This window comes from Streptomyces sp. BK208 (assembly GCF_004364245.1).
Lineage (GTDB): Bacteria > Actinomycetota > Actinomycetes > Streptomycetales > Streptomycetaceae > Streptomyces.
Genome location: NZ_SOAV01000003.1, coordinates 24778 through 41279 on the forward strand (window position 1 = coordinate 24778; position 16502 = coordinate 41279).

A 16502-nucleotide genomic window follows, 5' to 3' on the forward strand; every position below is an offset into this window, starting at 1 on the left:
CACATCGACTCCGCGCCAGGCTCTTCGAATATTTCGAATCGGTGCACGACTCGTGCGAGGAGGGTTGACGGGGCGCACCGACCTCCTATCATCCAGACTGCTCGACACGTCGCACGATGTTCGAAATATCGGATGCGCAGAGCCATTCCGATCGATGAACTCGAGGTGAACACCTCCATGGATATGTCATGGTCGCAACAAAATCTCACTCGTCGCCGCGCGCTCGCGGCCGCCACCGGTCTGGCCGCCGGCGCCCTCCTCCCCCCTGGGCCCGCCCTCGCGACCGCGGCGCAGTACACGAACCCGGTGATCTGGCAGGACTTCGCGGACATCGACATCCTTCGCGTCGGCGACACCTACTACGCCTCGGCCTCGACGATGCACTACTCGCCGGGCGCGCCCGTTCTGCGGTCGTACGACCTGGTGAACTGGGAGATCGCCGGCCATTCGGTACCCGTCCTCGACTTCGGCGCCAAGTACGACCTGAACGGCGCCCGCGGCTACGTCAGAGGAATCTGGGCCTCGTCACTGGCCTACCGGCCCAGCAACAGGACCTTCTACTGGCTCGGCCAGATCGACTTCGCCCGGACGTACCTCTACACCGCCACCGCGGTGGAGGGGCCGTGGAACAGGCTGACGACGATCAGCACCCCCTACTACGACGCCGGCCTGCTCGTCGACACCGACGACACCCTCTACGTGGCGTACGGCAACACCACCCTCAGCGTGGCCCAGCTCTCGCCCGACGGCCGCAACCAGGTCCGTACGCAAGAGGTGTTCAGGACACCGTCCAGCGTCGGCACCTTGGAGGGCGCCCGGTTCTACAAGATCAACGGGCAGTACTACATCTTCCTGACCCGTCCCGCGAACGGCCAGTACATCCTCAGGTCCTCGAGCGGCCCCTTCGGCCCGTACACGATGCGGCAGGTCCTCCTCGACCTGCGCGGACCGATCCCCGGCGGCGGTGTACCCCACCAGGGCGGGCTGGTGCGGACGCAGAGCGGCGCCTGGTACTACATGGCCTTCGTCGACGCCTACCCCGGCGGCCGCATGCCCGCCCTGGCACCGGTCACCTGGACCGCGGACGGCTGGCCCGTCGTACAGCTCGTCAACGGCGCGTGGGGCACCACGTATCCCAGTCCGGCCGTACCCACTCCGCCCCGCCAGGTCACCCCGATGACCGGCGTCGACACCTTCGACGGGACGACCCTGAAACCGAGATGGGAGTGGAACCACAACCCCGACAACACCAAGTGGTCGGTCGGCGACGGCCTGACGCTGCGGACCGCGACCGTCACCCACGACCTCTACTGGGCCCGCAACACCCTCACGCACCGCATTCAGGGCCCCACCTCCACCGCCACGGTCCAGCTCGACCACTCCGCGATGCGGGACGGCGACCGGGCCGGGCTTGCGCTGCTGCGTGACTCCTCCGCCTGGATCGGCCTCAAGCGCGACGGCGGTGCGACACGGGTGGTGATGGTCACCGGGCTGACCATGGACAGCAACTGGAACACCACCGGCACCGGCACCGAGATCGCGAGCGCGCCCGTCTCCGGCGGCCTCATCCGGCTGCGCGCGAACGCGGACATCCGCCCTGGCGCACCGCGCCCCGGGACCTTCTCCTACAGCACCGACGGCATCACGTTCACCCCTCTCGGACCCGCCTTCTCCATGGGCAACGACTGGCGGTTCTTCATGGGATACCGGTTCGCCCTCTTCAACCACGCCACTCAGGCCCTGGGCGGCGCGGTCCGCGTCACACGGTTCGAGGTGTCCACACCCTGAACCGATCCATCGACCGCAGCGCCCGGCCCACGCCCCGACCAGGAGAACCATGAGCCCGCTGGAACAGCTCGGTTTTCGCCGGCCATCCATCCTGAGCGTGCCGGCCGCGACCGTCCTGATGAACCCGCCACCGCGACCGGCATCAGCAAAAGAGGCAGGCTGCAACCAGCACCCAAGCCATCGGATCGGACGACGGGCGCCGCTTCCGCTGGACCTCGACCACCCTGGCTGGCTCCCTGGACGCCCCGCGCCGCGTCCGAGAGCAACCCGTTCGGACCGGGGCCCGCCCCTCCCGGACGGTGACGAGTCAGGCGCTGGCCCGGACGGCCAGGCGGGTGGGGAGGACCAGTGGGGTGGGGTCCTGCCCGTTGACGAGCGCGACGAGCATGCGCGCCATCTCCCGCCCGAGAGCCTCTACAGGCTGATGGACGGTGGTGAGCGGCGGATCGGCGATCTGGGCGACCGTCAGGTCGTCGAAGCCGACCACGGCGACGTCGGCGGGGACCCGTCGGCCGGCCTCCCGCACGGTGCGCAGCGCTCCCATCGCCATATTGTCGTTGGCGGCGAACACTCCGTCCACGTCGGGATGTTCCGCCAGCAGCGCGGCCATGCCTGCGGCTCCGCTGCGCTCCGTGAAGTCCCCCTCCAGCGGCGGGAACGGATCGAGACCGGCGCCCAGCAGGGCGTCCCGGTAGCCGCGGTACCGGGCGCGCCCGGCCGCGGTGTCCAGACGCCCGCAGATCACGGCCACGCGCCTCCGGCCGAGTGAGACCAGATACTCGGTCGCCTCGCGCGCTCCGCCGACGTTGTCCACGTCCACGTACCATCGAGGAGCCGAACCGACCGGGCGCCCGCCGAACACGACGGGCATCTGCGCCTCGTCGGCCATCCGGGTCAGCGGATCGTCCTCGCGCAGCGCCATCAGCATCACACCGTCCGCGCCCCTGGACCGCAGGAGCTCCTCGACCCGCTTGCGGCCCCGGTCGGAAGCGGCCAGGCACAGCATCAGATGCAGGTCCGCCTCGTCCAGGGCGGCCGACGCCCCTACGATCACCCGGGCGAAGAACGGATCGGCGAAGATCGACGGATCCTCTCCCGAGACGACCAGGGCGGCCGCTCCCGTCTGACGGGTGGCCAGCGCGCGGGCGGTCGGATTGGGTACGTAACCGAGTTGTCGCACGGCCCGTTCGACAGCCTCGCGCTTGGCGCGGCTGACGTGCGGGGCGTTGTTGAGGGCGCGGGAGGCCACCGAGCGGGAAACACCGGCGCGTTCGGCCACCTCGTCGAGCGTCGGATGCCGACGCGGCGCTGCTTCTGCCATGACTCGTGAGTCTTCCACAGGCGAGGAGCGCTCAAGGACCGTATGAGATGGGACCGCTTCCAGTTCAGTGGCCCACAGGACCCGAACCCCCTGTGAAAGTCGAACGCTGCGCTGACTATTGACAGCTCAATCACTCACCCACACGATTGGGACCGCTTCCAGTGGGAGCGCTCCCAAAGCGCACATCCTCTGAAATCGAGGTACTGTCTTGAGCCGCAGACTCCGCACCCTGATGGCAGCGCTCTGTGCTCTGCCGCTGGCATTCGCCGCCACACCCTCCGCCCACGCGGCCGACCCCACCACCATGACCAACGGGTTCTACGCGGACCCCGACTCGAGCGCGAGGCGGTGGGTGGCCGCCAACCCCGGCGACGGCCGGGCCGCCGCGATCGACGCCTCCATCGCCAACACACCGATGGCCCGCTGGTTCGGCTCCTGGAGCGGCACCATCGGCACCGCGACAGGTGCCTACGTCGGAGCGGCGGACTACCGGGACAAGCTGCCCATCCTCGTCGCCTACAACATCTACCACCGTGACTACTGCGGCGGGCACTCCGCCGGCGGAGCCGCCTCGCCGTCCGCCTACGCCGACTGGATCGCCCAGTTCGCCGGAGGCATCTCAACCCGCCCGGCCGTCGTCATCCTCGAACCGGACTCCCTCGGAGACTACGGTTGCATGACCCAGGCCCAGATCGACGAGCGCGAGGCCATGCTCACCGGTGCCCTCGCCGAGTTCAACCGCCAAGCCCCCAACACCTGGGTCTACATGGACGCCGGCAACCCGCGCTGGGCCGACGCGGCGACCATGGCCCGGCGCCTCCACGAAGCCGGCCTCCGACAGGCCCACGGCTTCTCGCTCAACGTCTCCAACTACATCACCACCGCCGAGAACACCGCCTACGGCAACGCCGTCAACAACGAACTGGCCGCCCGCTACGGCTACACCAAGCCGTTCGTCGTGGACACCAGCCGCAACGGCAACGGCTCCGACGGCCAGTGGTGCAACCCCTCCGGCCGCCGCATCGGCACGCCCACCCGGACGGGCGGAGGCGCCGAGATGCTCCTGTGGATCAAAACTCCGGGTGAGTCCGACGGCAACTGCGGTGTCGGAACCGGCTCCACGGCCGGCCAGTTCCTCCCCGAGGTCGCCTACAAGATGATCTACGGCTACTGATTGAGGACTCCCGCCGCCCGCACAGGCGACCAGCAGTCCGCCGGGGCGGCGGGCACTCCCCCGACCATCTCACCGGAGAGGGGCCGACGTGGCCCCCCATCACCCGGGCCGCCGCGTCGGTGACCGGTTTGACGCCTGTGGGCATCGTGAGGTTGAAGCGGCGAAGGCTCAGGTTCTCCGGGACCGGACGCTGAGGTCCTGGGCCGGGATCGTCAGGCTCAGTCGCTTGCGACGGGCCCCCGTCCGAGCATGCCGCCGCCGGGCGGCCCTGCCCATCCTTGACGTCATTCGCGTTGCGGATGGCTTCCATCCGCAACGTGGACAGGTCCTCCGCGTGTACGGGGCTCGCTCACCCCTGCGGCTCGTCGGCCATCCGCTTGCCGACCCGGGCGGCGGTCTCGCGCAGCCAGATGTGGGCCGCGTCGTGGGTGTGGACCGGGTGCCACCACATCGCCTCGCGCAGCGGCACCGCCTCGTAGGGCGGCTCCACCACACGCACGGCGGCGAGTGGGGCGAGGAGCCGGGCGAGGCGGGCCTGGACCAGGGCGATGCGCCGGGTTCCGGCCACCAGCAGCGGGATGATCTGGAAGCTGTCGACGGAGACCTCGACTCGGGGTTCGATGCCCAGCATGCCGAGCTGGCGGACGGCCGGGGCGTCGTAGGTGCGCTGGTAGGTGACCCAGGGCAGCCGGGCCAGGTCCTCCCTGGTCAGCCGGCCGTCGACGCTCGGGTGGTCGTCGGCGACGAGGAAGACCCATCGGTCCTGGTAGAGGTCGGTGGCGGGGAAGTCGCTGATGACGCCGTGCGGCATGAGCAGGCCGTCGGTGGTGCTCAGCAGGGTGTCCGTGGCGTCCACCACGGTGGTCGGCGTCTGGGCGAAGCGCAGCCGGATGCCGGGGGCCTCCTGGTGCACGACCCGGGCGAGTTCGGTGCCGAAGACGGCGACCGCGTAGTCGGACGCCACGAGCTTGAACTCACGGCTCTCCTTGGCCGGGTCGAAGTCCGCCTGGCTGGCGAAGAGCCGTTCCAGCAGGTCGTAGGCGGTGGACGCGCGGTCTAGGAGGACTTGTCCGAGGGCGGTGAGTTCGTAGTGGCCGCCGACCCGGGCCAGCAGGTCGTCGTCGAAGTGCTTGCGCAGGCGGGAGAGCGCCGCGCTCATCGCCGGCTGGCTGAGGCCGACGCGCTGTCCGGCGCGGGTGACGTTGCGCTCTTCGAGGAGGGCGCGCAGGGCGACGACGAGGTTGAGGTCCAGGCGACTGAGATTCACGGCGACTTTTCTCGTTGTCCGGCGATGACCTGCGGAAATTCGGCTCCTGGATGGCTGTCATCCATGGAATCTATTTCCCTGATTGCGGGTGGCGAGTCCAGATTAGTGCCATCGCCATCAGGAGGACATGCCCGTGAAACCTGAAGCCGCGTCCGCCCTCTTCGCCGGACCCTTCGCCCTCGCCACCCTCTCGGCCCTCGAAGGGGCCGCCTTCCCCGCTCTCGTCACCCCCGACGCCCAGGTGATCGACCTGCGAGACGCCCTGGACGACGTCGACTTGAGCGTGCGGGACCTCCTGAACGACTGGGAGGCGGTGCTGCCCCGGCTGACGGCCCTGGCCGGCGGCAGCGCGCCACGGCGCACGCCGCTGGCGGACTTCCGGGTGCATGCACCGGTCGAGCCGCGCCAGGTGTTCCAGTCCGGCGCCAACTACCGGCAGCACGTGATCGATCTGCACGTCGCCCATCGGGCCCCGGGCGACGACCGGCCGGAGGAGGAGCGGCGCGCGGAGGCCGCGGAGATCATGGACCGGCGGGCCGCCGAGGACCTGCCGTACGTGTTCATCGGCCTGCCGAGCGCGATCACCGGCCCCTACGACGACGTCGCGCTGCCCGCGTGGGCCGAGAAGCCCGACTGGGAACTGGAACTGGCCGCGGTGATCGGCCGCCCGGCCTACCAGGTGTCCGTCGAGGAAGCCCTGGACCACGTCGCGGGCTACACCATCGCCAACGACCTCACCGACCGGGCCACCGTCTTCCGCCGGGACATGCCGCAGATCGGCACCGACTGGCTGCGCAGCAAGAACGCCCCCGGGTTCACCCCGCTCGGACCCTGGATCGTGTCCACCGCGTCGATCGCGGACCCGGGCGACCTGCGTCTGACGCTGAAGCTCAACGGCGAGACCATGCAGGAGGAGTCGACCAAGGACATGATCTTCGACGTGGCCCGGATGGTCTCCCACGCCTCACAGACCGCCCGCCTCCTCCCCGGCGACCTGGTGCTCACCGGCTCCCCCGCCGGCAACGGCATGCACTGGGGCCGGCTGCTGCGCGACGGCGACGTCATGGACGCCTCCATCACAGGGCTCGGCGCCCAGCGCACCCGCTGCGTGGCGGAGGTGGCCCGGTGACGCTGGACCGCACCGATCCCGAGGGCTCGATCGCCCGGACCGCGAAGGCTTGCTCGAACTGGGGCCGCTGGGGAGCGGACGACGTGCTCGGCACGCTCAACTTCCTCGACGAGGCCAAGCGCCGCGAAGGTGCCGCACTGATCCGCCGGGGTGTCAGTTTCTCCCTCTCGCAGCGCTTCGACATCGACGGCCCGCAGAAGGGCTGGCGCCGCCGCACCAACCCGGTGCACACCATGCTGGACACCGGCACCGACGCGGCCCTCGGCAACCAGGGCCTGCCGCACGGGATCGGCGGCGCCGACGACGTCATAGCGATGCCGCTGCAGTGCTCCACCCAGTGGGACGGGCTCGGTCACATCTTCGACCACGGCAAGGCGTGGAACGGGCGCCCGGCGGAGCAGGTCGTCACCTCCGACGGTGACCTGGTCACCGGCATCGAGCACATGGCCCCGCACGTCGCCGGACGCGGTGTGCTCCTGGACGTCGGCCGGGTCGTCGGCGAGCGCGGGGAACTGCCGGACGGCTTCGCGATCACCGAGGAGCACCTGTCCGCGACCGCCGAGGCCCACGGTGTGCGGGTGGATCGCGGCGACATCGTCCTCGTCCGCACCGGCCAGCTCGCCCGGGTACGCCGCGACGGCTGGGGCGACTACGCCGGCGGGCCCGCGCCCGGCCTGTCGTTCACCACGGCCGGCTGGCTGCACGGCAGCGAGATCGCCGCGATCGCCACCGACACCTGGGGCTTCGAGGTCCGCCCGAACGAGTTCGAGCACGCCTTCCAGCCGCTGCACCAGGTCGCCATCCCCCACATCGGCCTGCTGATCGGCGAGATGTGGGACCTGGAGGCCTTGGCCGAGGACTGCGCGGCCGACGGGGCGTACGCGTTCTGGCTCACCGCCGCGCCCCTGCCCATCACCGGCGCGGTCGGCTCACCCGTCAACCCGATCGCCGTCAAGTAGCCCGGCCGAGCAAGGGAGTTCCTCATGAGTACGACCCGTAGGGTCCTGGTGATCGGCGGGGGTGCGGCGGGCAACGCCGTGACGGTCCTGCTGCGCCGCGCCGGCCTCACCGTGGACCTGGTCGAGGCCAAGGAGGACTGGAACGCCACCGCCGGCTCCGGTATCACCCTCCAGGGCAACGCCCTGCGCGTCCTGCGCGAACTGGGTGTCTGGGAACAGGTGGAGGCATCGGGCTTCGGCTTCGGCTCCGTCGGCATCACCGCCCCCGACGGCACCGTCCTGCACACCCAGGACGACCTGCGCACCGGCGGCGACGACCTGCCCGCCACCGTCGGCATGCAGCGCCCCCGGCTCCAGCAGATCCTCATCGACGCCGTGCGCGCCGGCGGCGCCACCGTCCGCCTCGGCACCACCCCCGAGATCCTCGGCCAGGACGCCGACGGCGTCTCCGTGCGCCTCTCCGACGGCACCGAGCACCGGTACGACCTCGTGGTCGCCGCCGACGGCCTCGGCTCCGCCACCCGCGCCGCGATCGGCATCACCGACAAGCCCGAACCGACCGGCATGGCCATCTGGCGCATCGCCGCCCCGCGTCCGGCGGGCGTCACCCGTACCGACCTCGCCTACGGCGGCCCGGCCTACATCGCCGGCTACTGCCCCACCAGCGAGACCACCCTGTACGCGTACGTCGTAGAGGCCAGCCGTGACCGCGCGTCGATCCCCCCGGAGTCGTACGCCGACGAAATGCGCCGCCTGTCCTCCTCCTACGGCGGCCACTGGCCAGAGATCACCGAGCACATCACCGACCCGGCGAAGGTCAACTACACCTGGTTCGACCGGCTGCTGGTCGAGGGCTCCTGGCACCGCGGCCGGGTGGTACTCGTCGGCGACGCCGCACACTGCTGCCCGCCCACCCTCGCCCAGGGCGCCGCGCTGTCCCTGGAAGACGCCTGGGTGCTCTCGCAGATGCTGACCGGTTCCGACGAGTGGGACGACCTCCTGTTCCAGGCGTACTACGAGCGGCGGATCGCCCGCGTCCGCCCGGTCGTGGAGGCGTCCGTGCGCATCGGACAGTGGCAGCTCGACGGGGTACGCGACGCGGACGTGCCCGGCCTGATGGGCCGCACCATGACCCTGCTCCGGGAGCTGCCGTGACCGCCGTGCCCACTCCAGCCGTGCCCACTCCAGCCGTGCACACACCCACCGTGGACGTGCACGCCCACGTCCTGCTGCCCGAGGTCGAGGCGCTCGTCGCCGGCCTGCCCGGCCACGCCGAGGCCAAGGAGCTGGACGCCCGCCGCAACGGCCCCGCCGCCCTCGCCGTCAGCGGCCCCATGGTGCGCGAGCGCGTCCCGAGGCTGACCGACCCCGCCGTGCGCCTGGCCTCGATGGACGCCCAGGGCGTGGACGTGCAACTGGTCAGCCCTTCCCCCTCGCACTACCACTACTGGGCCGACGAGGACACGGCCGAGAAGCTGTACCGGCTCGCCAACGAGGCGACGGCCGTGCACTGTTCGGCCGCCCCCGAGCGGCTGCGCGGACTCGGTCTGGCTCCGCTCCAGCACCCCGAACAGGCGGTCCGGGCCCTGGACCACGCCCTGGAGCAGGGACTGGCCGGGGTGGAGATCTCCAGCCACGCCCCCGGCCGGGAGCTGTCCGACCCGGCCTACGAACCCTTCTGGACCAGGGCCGGGGAAACCGGCGCGCTCGTCTTCCTGCACCCCTTCGGCTGCACGCTCGGCGAACGCCTGGACCGGTGGTACCTGTCCAACACGGTCGGTCAGCCCACCGAGAACGCCGTCGCGCTGTCCCACCTGATCTTCGCCGGGGTGCTGGACCGCCACCCGGGGCTGAGGCTGCTCGCCGCGCACGGCGGCGGCTACCTGCCCACCTACATCGGCCGCTCCGACCACGCCTGGTCGGCCCGCTCCGACGCGGGCGCCGGCTGCGCGCACCTGCCCAGCAGCTACCTCAGGCGGCTGTACTTCGACTCCCTCGTCCACGACCCGCACGTGCTGCGGGAGCTGATCCGGATCGCCGGCGCCGACCGGGTGCTCCTCGGTTCCGACTTCCCCTTCGACATGGGCACCGAGGACCCGGTGGGCGCCCTGCGCGCCGCGCGCCTCTCCGACACCGACTTCCACGCCGTCCGGGGCGGCAACGCCGCCGCCCTCCTCCGGAAGGACTGACACCATGAGCACCCGCCTTCTCACCCACCTGCGGCACGTCGACCTCGCCGTGCCCGACTACGACAAGCAGCTCGACTTCTACGCCGGCGTCTGGGGACTGACCAAGGTCGCCGAGGACTCCGGCCTCTCCTTCCTCGCCGCCGAGGGCTCCCCCGAGCAGTACGTCGTCCGGCTCCGCAAGGCCGACGAGAAGCGCCTCGACCTCGTCTCCTACGGCGCAACGTCCGCAGCCGACGTCGACACTCTCGCCGAGCGACTGCTCGCGGGCGGTGTGCAGCTGATCTCCCGGCCGGGCACGGTCGACACCCCCGGCGGCGGCTACGGATTCCGGTTCTTCGACGTCGACGGCCGCACCATCGAGGTCTCCGCCGACGTCGGGGTCAGGCGGCACCGCAAGATCGAGGAGAAGGAAGCCGTCCCGGTCAAACTCTCCCACGTCGTCCTCAACTCCCCCGACCTGAACCGCACCCGCGAGTGGTACGAACGCCACCTCGGCTTCGCCCTCTCCGACACGCTCAGCTCACCGCACATGGGCGAGGTCATGCACTTCATGCGGATCAGCAACCAGCACCACTCCATGGCCATTGCCCAGGGCCCGCACACCGCGCTCCACCACATCTCCTTCGAGATGCGCGGCATCGACGAGTACATGCGCGGCTCCGGGCGCGTCATGCGAGCGGGCTTCAGGAAGATCTGGGGCCCGGGCCGGCACATGGCCGGCGACAACACCTTCACCTACTTCCTCGACCCGCACGGCAACACCGTCGAGTACACCACCGAGCTGGAGAACCTGGACGAGGACACCTGGCACCCCCACGTCTACGACTTCTCCCAGCCCGAGGTCACCGACCAGTGGGGCACCGCCAACCCCATGAACGAACTCGTCGCCAAGGAGTCCTTCAACGACCCCGACCGCGGCGTCTTCGTCGCCCCGCCGGTCTGATCCGCTCCCCGTACGCGGGGGACGCGGCGGCGGCGTCCACGCCCCTCGCGCATGTGCTCGACGACAGTGGCGGGCAGGCCGTCCACACCGACATCGCCGGGGTGGGAGAGATCGCCACCGCCGCGGGGGCGCGCCGCGTAGTCCTCAGCCACCTCGCGCCGGCCGACCCTACCCGGTTCCCCGACCGCGAGTGGGCCGCCGCGGCCCGCGCCTCCGCCCGGGGAGGCCGCCTGGCGGGGCCGCCTCACCGTAGGCCACGACCTCATGCGCATCCCCGTCGACCGACCCCCTCCCCCAGGAGCCGCACCATGCGTTTCGCCGCCTACGAACACCGCCACCGCCACCGCGTCGCCGTCGTGGAGGACGACGGCACCCTCTACCCCCTGCCCGGCGTCACCTCGCTCACCGACCTCCTCGCCGAGGCCGACGGCCTGCCCGGACTGCTCGCCGCCGGCCGAGCCGCCCTGGGGGTGGCACCCGGCCCCCACGTCCGTGAGGTGCGGCTGCTGCCGCCGCTGACGCCGGCGTCGGTACGGGACTTCGTCACCTTCGAGGAGCACGTCGAAGGCGTACGCCGCTCCCTCGACGGTGCGGACGGTGTCCCCGAACAGTGGTACGCGGCCCCGACGTTCTACTTCACCAACCCGCACGCGATCCACGGGCATCGCGACGACATCCCGGTGCCGCCCGGCTCGGCCGTACTGGACTTCGAGCTGGAGGTGGGCGCGGTGATCGGGCTGGAGGGCCGCGACCTCACCCCCGAGCAGGCCCGCGACCACATCGTCGGCTACACCGTGTTCAACGACTGGTCCGCCCGCGACCTCCAGGGCGCCGAGATGAAGGTCGGCCTCGGCCCCTGCAAGGGCAAGGACACCGCCACCACCCTCGGCCCGTACCTCGTCACGGCCGACGAACTGGAGCCGTACCGGGACGCCGACGGCTTCCTGCGCCTGGCGCTGACCGCGGAGATAAATGGCGAGAAGGTCGGCGAGGACCTGCTGTCCAACATGAGCTGGACCTTCGAGGAGATGACCGCCTACGCCACCCGCGGCACCCGCGTCGTGCCCGGCGACGTCCTCGGCTCGGGCACCTGCGGCAACGGCGGCTGCCTCGCCGAACTCTGGGGACGGCGCGGCGAGCAGACGCCGCCGCCCCTGAAGCCCGGCGACACCGTCACCCTCGACGTCGAGGGCCTCGGCACCCTCACCAACACCGTCGTCCCCGGCATCGACCCCGTCCCCCTGCCCGCGGGCCGACGCCGCTCCCGGGAGCGGCCGTGACCGACCTGCTTCCCAAGAGGCTGCTCGGCAAGGTCGTCGTCGTCACCGGCGCCGCCCGCGGACAGGGCGCCGCCGAGGCCGAGGCTCTCACCCGCTCGTTCATCTCCATCGGCGCCAGCAGCCGCTGCCGACACACCACCCAGTGGCGGCGAGCCAGCGGGGCCGTGATGAAGCCTTCGTCGTCCGGGGAGGTGCGATCGCGTGATGAACAACCGGCACCGGAGGAGCAGCCGGGCGACCTCTCCGCCGATGTGCTTCCAAGCGTACGTACGACCCACCCTCTCAAATCGGGGTGAAGGTTGCGTCACGGGCCCTGGATCAGACCGGTATGTCGGGTTCGAAGGTGACTGCGGAGGCCAGAGTGGGCCGGCGCACACCCGCTCGGTGTAGACACAGCGTTGCCGCCCCAATACAGTCCGTGCCGGGGCCTGCCAGTGCAGGTAAAGGGGGGTAAAGCGTGTGCTGCGGCGGCATTCCGCACCATCTCGCACTTTGGCGGACTTCTCGGTTCGCGATCGTGGGAAGTCGACCACCGGCCCGGTAGGGCCGCTGGGTTCGGCCCAGAGGATCTCCCCCGCGACGCGGGAGGCGCTGCACGGGAACCTTGCCGCGGCTTCGCCATGACCTCATCGCATCTGTGCCGCGCAACGCGGCGGCTGCGGTGCCCCTCTCCTTCGCCCGCGACATCTCCAGACGGAAGGACCGGCCGGCATGGGTTTATCCGAAGCCGACATCGCGAAACTCGGGGACACTCCGATCACGATCCAGTCGGCGCACTACGCGAACGTGTATCTGCGCATGGACGGGACCGGCGTGACCGCCCCCAGCGATCCCGGCGGCGGCAAGGTCAACTGCCAGTACGGCACCGGCGCCTGGACGAGCTTCAGGATTCGGCCGCAGGCCGACGGTTCGCACGCTTTCGAGTCGGCTGCCTTTCCCGGCGTGTTCCTGCGCATGGACGGCACCGGCGTCCCCACCGACATGAGCTCCGGGGGGACCGTCAACTGCCAGTCCTTCATCGGCCCCTACGAGAAGTTCCGTGCGCGCGCCCGGAGCGACGGTTCCTTCTCCTTCGAGTCGGCGGCCTTCCCGAACATCTTTCTGCGCATGGTGACCGGCAGCGGGGTCACCACCGCCAGCGGTCCCGGCGGAACGGTGAACTGCCAGTACAACGCGAACGGCGGCGGTGACGAGAGGTTCTTCCTCGACAAGGCATAGCTTGCTCCCTTCCGGCCTCGTGGCTCCACAGAGGCCGGAAGAGGACTGCCGCAGCGGCGTGGCCCACGGTGCCGCGCATGCGCGACGCGCTGCCCGCCCCGGGAGGGCTGGTCGAACTCGCGTGACCGTCCGGACCGGTCCGGAGGTCACGGTCGGGGCGAACCCATGGCGGCGCGGTGCGACGTACGGAGTGATGCCAGAGCTCCGCCGTCCTGGGACGACCATCCCTCGGTGGTGGAGTCGCGCGACCGCGCGACCGCCGGTTGCCGGGTCCTTCGGACCCGCCGTCGGCGTGCGGACTGATGAGGGGGGAAGTCCTTTGCCTTCTGCACCTGCCCGCTCACGACGGCCCTTGTCCCACGTGGGGCGCCGTCTGATCGCCCTTGCCACGGGTGGCGCCCTGGCACTCACGGGGGTGGTGGCGCTGGGCGCGACCGCGCCCGCGCACGCCGCGGCCGGCCCGCTCGCCTACGTGGCCAATATCGGCGGCAACACCGTCTCGGTGATCGACACGGGCACCAACACCGTCACCGCCAGTGTCACGGTCGGCAGCAGTCCCGCCAATGTGGCCGTCTCTCCCGCCGGCACCCAGGCGTACGTCACCAATCTGGGCAGCGACACCGTCTCGGTGCTCGACACCGCGACCAACGCGGTGACAGCGACCGTTCCCGTCGGCAGCAGCCCGCTCACGGTGGCGCTGACCCCGTCCGGAGCGCGCGCGTACGTCACGAACAACGGCACGAACACGGTCTCGGTCATCGACACCGCGACCACGGCGGTCAGCGCCACCGTCACGGTCGGAAGCGGCCCGAACGGGGTGGCGGTCAACCCCTCGGGCACCACCGCGTACGTCACGAACAACTACGCGGACACGGTCTCCGTCATCGGCACCGCGACCGACACGGTCACCGCGACCATTCCGGTCGGCAGCGCCCCCTCGGGCGTGGCCGTCAGCCCTACCGGAGCCTTCGCCTACGTCACGAACAACGGCACGAACACGGTCTCCGTCATCGACACCGCCACCAACACCGTCAGCGCCACCATTCCGGTCGGGACGGCTCCCAACGGCGTGTCGTTCGACGCGGCCGGCGCGCGGGCCTACATCGCCGACTACGGCAGCTCCACCGTCTCCGTCGTCGACACCGCGACCGGCACCGTCACCGCGACCGTGCCGGTCGGCAAGAACCCGGCCCAGGCCAGAATCAACCCGTCCGGCACAGCCGTCTACACCACCAATCAGTCCGGCAACACCGTTTCGGTGATCGACACCGCCACCAATACCGTCACCTCGACGATCACCGGTTTCACCGGCCCCTACGGCATGACCTTCAAGCCCGCGCCGCCGACCTCGGACATCGACGTCGACCTCGCCGCCCGGCCGCACCTGGGCATTCTGGTGCCGTACCTCGGCTACACCCTCACCGAACGCAACACCGGTCCCGGCGCCCTCACCTCGGCGACCCTCACCGCCACGCTTCCCGCCGGCGCCTCGGCCACCGACCTCGCCGCCGGATGCACCTCCGCGAACACCACGGTGACCTGCACCTACGGACCCGTCCCCGCCGGCACGAGCGTGAGCAAGACCTTCCGAGTCCCGCTGAACCTGCTGACACTCGGCCCGGTCACCGTCACCGGCGTGCGAACCGCCTCCGCGCCCGTCGATCCCAACCCGGCCAACGACAGCGCGGCCGTCACCTGCACCGCCCTGTCCATCGTCCTCGTCAGCTGCCCCTGACAAAGGGGTCGGGAACGCGAGTGGCGTGTGGTGCCCTCGGGGCGTGCGCACTGGGCAAAAACAATCAAAGTGCATCGAAGTCAGTCCTTATCGGAAATTTCCTGTCGAGAGTGCTTATTTCGCGGCCTCGCTAGGTAGATTCCTGATCAGTTCGCGTCACCAAGTGCCGTACCTGGCAACGAAGTTGTATTCACTGGAGCGCGGACGTGTCCTCACGGGCACCCCGCGGGACCGAAGGGGAGGGTCTCCATGCCTGACATCGACCTCGGCGCAGCGGATGACTGGGAGGACGGTGACTTCCACGGCCGCGTGAAGCTGACGCAGAGCAAGGGCCAGTCGAACCCGGCGAAGAAGGACGTGGTCGTCGGGTCGCCGGTGAGCATCGAGTTGTTGGTGAACACCAACCTGTCCAGCAGCCAGGAAGCCGACAAGATCTACTTCACGGCCCACCACGGCAGCACGAAGAAGGTCATCGCCGTGATCGACTCCGACGGCCACATGTCCATCGCCGGCAAGGTCTTCCCCAATCAGGGATACCTGACCTGACGGGAGGCCGCCCCAGCCGGTCTCCGCCTCTCCGGTGCGGCAGCCGGACCGGAGAGGCGGTACCAGGAGGCGGTACCAGGGCCCGCGCACGGTGCGTACGCCTTGCGGGTGATGACGCCGTTCACCCGGCCACGATCTTGTTTCCACCAGAGTGCGGCGGTTCCTCAGGGGCTTCCGCGAACCGTAAGGGGAGGATCTCCATGCCCGACATCGACCTCGGCGTGGCATCGGATGTGAAGACCGGCGACTACAACGGCCGCGTCAAGCTGACGCAGAGCCGGGTCTACCCGGACTCGGAGAAGAAGGACGTGCTCATCAGCGGCCCGGAGAGCATCGAGCTGTCGGTGAACACGAACCACTCCAGCAGCCAGGAAGCCGACAAGTTCTTCTTCACCACCCACCACGGCAGCCAAGAGCGGATCCTCGCGGTGCTGGACTCGTCCGGCAACCTGCGCCTCGCCGGCCGGCTGATCACAGAGCAGAAGAACCTGACCTACTAGGACGCGGTCCCACCGCTCCTGCGCGCCCGAAGCGGGTGCGCCCCCACCGGATGGTGACGCCGCTCATCCGGCCACGACCTTGCTTCATCAGAGCGGCGGTTTCCCTGGGGGACCGCCGCGGACCACAGGGGGGAACTCCATGCCCGACATCGACCTCGGCTCAGCCACGGACGAGAACTGGGAAGGCGACGGCAACGGTCGCGTCAAGCTGCGGCAGAACCATCTCTACTGGGCGAAGAAAGACGTCCTCATCAGCAGCCCGCAGAGCATCGAGCTGTCGATCAACACCAACCTCGAAGTGGACCACGTGAAGAACAAGTTCTACTTCACGACCTACCACGGCACCGACAAGAAGATCGTCGCGATCCTGGACTCGCAGGGAAACCTCTACCTCGCCGGCAACGTCTCCCAGGAGAACTGGGGCGACATGTCGCACGACTGAGTCCAGGCGGA

The 16502-nt window shown here is 70.1% G+C and carries 15 protein-coding genes and 1 pseudogene; 14 read left to right on the forward strand and 2 right to left on the reverse strand.

From position 1 onward, the window contains the following. Positions 1–177 precede the first annotated feature (177 nt). Entirely contained in the window at positions 178–1788 is a 1611-nt protein-coding gene (locus tag EV562_RS08495) for a glycoside hydrolase 43 family protein (RefSeq protein ID WP_133886094.1), read from the forward strand. 307 nt (positions 1789–2095) lie between these two features. Here the strand turns inward: EV562_RS08495 and EV562_RS08500 are convergent, their stop codons facing one another. After that, positions 2096–3109 (reverse strand): LacI family DNA-binding transcriptional regulator, encoded by a 1014-nt coding sequence (locus EV562_RS08500; protein ID WP_166661675.1) that lies wholly within the window; start codon positions 3107–3109, stop codon positions 2096–2098. Between the two features lie 208 nt (positions 3110–3317). Here EV562_RS08500 and EV562_RS08505 point away from each other — a divergent pair, with 208 nt between their 5' ends. After that, complete coding sequence (locus tag EV562_RS08505; RefSeq protein WP_133886095.1) at positions 3318–4283, forward strand: glycoside hydrolase family 6 protein; 966 nt, start codon at positions 3318–3320, stop codon at positions 4281–4283. Between the two features lie 349 nt (positions 4284–4632). Here EV562_RS08505 and EV562_RS08510 read toward each other — a convergent pair whose 3' ends face one another. Beyond that, positions 4633–5550, reverse strand: coding sequence for a LysR family transcriptional regulator (locus EV562_RS08510; protein ID WP_133886096.1), 918 nt, complete (start codon positions 5548–5550; stop codon positions 4633–4635). A 127-nt stretch (positions 5551–5677) separates the two neighbouring features. Between EV562_RS08510 and EV562_RS08515 the strand changes: the two genes are divergently transcribed. The 12 genes and pseudogenes from EV562_RS08515 (at position 5678) to EV562_RS08570 (ending at position 16491) form a co-directional block, all read left to right on the forward strand. Beyond that, positions 5678–6679 carry a fumarylacetoacetate hydrolase family protein gene (locus tag EV562_RS08515; protein WP_133886097.1) on the forward strand — a complete coding sequence of 334 codons (1002 nt, stop codon included), beginning with the start codon at positions 5678–5680 and terminating at the stop codon, positions 6677–6679. After that, positions 6676–7638: a cyclase family protein gene (locus tag EV562_RS08520; protein WP_133886098.1), complete on the forward strand. Its 963-nt coding sequence runs from the start codon at positions 6676–6678 to the stop codon at positions 7636–7638. Before EV562_RS08515 ends, EV562_RS08520 begins: the two co-directional genes overlap by 4 nt. A gap of 24 nt (positions 7639–7662) precedes the next feature. Next, positions 7663–8793 (forward strand): FAD-dependent oxidoreductase, encoded by a 1131-nt coding sequence (locus tag EV562_RS08525; protein WP_133886099.1) that lies wholly within the window; start codon positions 7663–7665, stop codon positions 8791–8793. Between the two features lie 35 nt (positions 8794–8828). After that, positions 8829–9827 carry an amidohydrolase family protein gene (locus tag EV562_RS08530; RefSeq protein ID WP_208298321.1) on the forward strand — a complete coding sequence of 333 codons (999 nt, stop codon included), beginning with the start codon at positions 8829–8831 and terminating at the stop codon, positions 9825–9827. Between the two features lie 4 nt (positions 9828–9831). Continuing rightward, positions 9832–10770, forward strand: coding sequence for a VOC family protein (locus EV562_RS08535; RefSeq protein WP_133886101.1), 939 nt, complete (start codon positions 9832–9834; stop codon positions 10768–10770). A gap of 308 nt (positions 10771–11078) precedes the next feature. Further along, a complete protein-coding gene (locus tag EV562_RS08540) occupies positions 11079–12050 on the forward strand; it encodes a fumarylacetoacetate hydrolase family protein (protein ID WP_133886102.1) in 972 nt (323 codons plus the stop codon). After that, positions 12047–12145 (forward strand): annotated as a pseudogene (locus EV562_RS35985) (3-oxoacyl-ACP reductase); the annotation flags it as partial. The gene EV562_RS08540 and the pseudogene EV562_RS35985, both read left to right, overlap by 4 nt. 616 nt (positions 12146–12761) lie before the next feature. Next, positions 12762–13268 (forward strand): hypothetical protein, encoded by a 507-nt coding sequence (locus EV562_RS08550; protein WP_133886103.1) that lies wholly within the window; start codon positions 12762–12764, stop codon positions 13266–13268. A gap of 361 nt (positions 13269–13629) precedes the next feature. Next, entirely contained in the window at positions 13630–15003 is a 1374-nt protein-coding gene (locus tag EV562_RS08555; protein WP_243860005.1) for a beta-propeller fold lactonase family protein, read from the forward strand. A gap of 249 nt (positions 15004–15252) precedes the next feature. After that, a complete protein-coding gene (locus EV562_RS08560; protein WP_133886105.1) occupies positions 15253–15549 on the forward strand; it encodes a DUF6342 family protein in 297 nt (98 codons plus the stop codon). 200 nt (positions 15550–15749) lie between these two features. Further along, complete coding sequence (locus EV562_RS08565; protein ID WP_133886106.1) at positions 15750–16049, forward strand: DUF6342 family protein; 300 nt, start codon at positions 15750–15752, stop codon at positions 16047–16049. 139 nt (positions 16050–16188) lie between these two features. Beyond that, complete coding sequence (locus EV562_RS08570; RefSeq protein ID WP_133886107.1) at positions 16189–16491, forward strand: DUF6342 family protein; 303 nt, start codon at positions 16189–16191, stop codon at positions 16489–16491. Positions 16492–16502 lie beyond the last annotated feature (11 nt).